This is a genomic window from Sphingomonas sanguinis (assembly GCF_001476905.1).
GTDB classification, from domain to species: Bacteria; Pseudomonadota; Alphaproteobacteria; order Sphingomonadales; family Sphingomonadaceae; genus Sphingomonas; species Sphingomonas sanguinis_B.
The window spans coordinates 1-821 of the sequence record NZ_LDTE01000213.1 but is presented as its reverse complement, the minus strand read 5'-3'; the positions used below and the strand labels follow the sequence as shown (position 1 = coordinate 821).

The following is an 821-nucleotide window of genomic DNA, read 5'->3' as shown; positions in this document are numbered from 1 at the left end:
GGTAATTGCCCCCGCGCGGCGGCGATCGACACGGCGGCCAATGGCGTCATCGCGCGCTGCCCACCGACCAGACCCATTTTGAACGATGCGAGCATGACGTCGACCTCACGGATAGGGAACAAGAGCCGCCTCAACGCATCCGCCCGCCATGCCGGTTCCCCTTTTCCTTTCATCCGGGCTTTTGCCATGATGGCGCGATGAAACGCCTTGCCCTTGCCGTCGCGCTCCTGCCGCTCGCCGCCTGCTCCTCGCATGACCAGCCCCAGGGGCTGAGCGCGGAGGAAAATCGCCAGCTCAACGAAGCCGCCGCCATGCTCGACGCCAATGCGGTCGATCTGAACGCGATGGCCCCTTCGGACGTTGAGGAGGGAAATCCCACCGACAACGAAAGCTGATCCCGCCATGACCGACCTGCCGCTTCGCCGCCTGGGCTCGACCGACCTGATGATCGCGCCGCTGGTGCTGGGCGGCAATGTCTTTGGCTGGACCGCCGACCGCGCGGCGAGCTTTGCGGTGCTCGACGCCTTTGTCGACCAGGGCGGCACGATGATCGATACGGCGGACGTCTATTCCGCCTGGGTCGACGGGCATCGGGGCGGCGAGTCCGAGACGATGATCGGCGAATGGCTGAAGGCCAGTGGCAAGCGCGACCGGGTGCTGATCGCGACCAAGGTCGGGATGCTACCCGGCGAAGGCGGCGAGAAGCTGGCGCCGAGCCGGATCGCGGCGGCGGCCGAAGCCTCGCTGAAACGGCTCGGCACCGATCGGATCGACCTGTATTTTGCGCATCAGGATGACGAGGATCAGCCGCAGGACGCGGT

2 protein-coding genes and 1 pseudogene are annotated in these 821 nt (G+C 66.3%); 2 read left to right on the top strand and 1 reads right to left on the bottom strand.

Annotation, left to right across the window (positions count from 1 at the left end; translation table 11 throughout):
• A pseudogene (locus SB4_RS20240) lies at positions 1-188 on the bottom strand (hypothetical protein); the annotation flags it as partial.
• Between the two features lie 9 nt (positions 189-197).
• Here SB4_RS20240 and SB4_RS18660 point away from each other — a divergent pair.
• Complete coding sequence (locus SB4_RS18660) at positions 198-395, top strand: hypothetical protein (RefSeq protein WP_058753736.1); 198 nt, start codon at positions 198-200, stop codon at positions 393-395.
• A 7-nt stretch (positions 396-402) separates the two neighbouring features.
• Positions 403-821 (top strand): aldo/keto reductase (locus SB4_RS18655; protein ID WP_193753900.1); only part of this gene is annotated, 419 nt, incomplete at its 3' end.